A 235-nucleotide genomic window follows, 5' to 3' on the forward strand; every position below is an offset into this window, starting at 1 on the left:
CGGCGCCGTGATCACCATCGACGCCGGCAAAACCAGCGGCACCGTGACCGTTCCGGCTCCATCCGATGACGTCTACAAAGACGCCGGCACAGTCCAGGCGACCATCTCCACCGCCACCGGTGGCAATTTCGAAAACCTGGTGCCGAGCACTGCCCCGGCAGTCACCACCGTTACCGACACGATCGACACCACGACCGTGACCCTGAATGCCACCGCTTCGGCAGCCGAAGGCGGA

At 64.7% G+C, this 235-nt stretch carries 1 protein-coding gene; it reads left to right on the top strand.

Annotated elements, in window-relative coordinates:
- The coding region (locus AC30D7_RS28840; protein ID WP_490136342.1) for an immunoglobulin-like domain-containing protein at positions 1-235 on the top strand (235 nt) is incomplete at both ends.

It is taken from the genome of Pseudomonas sp. DF5 (assembly GCF_058148225.1).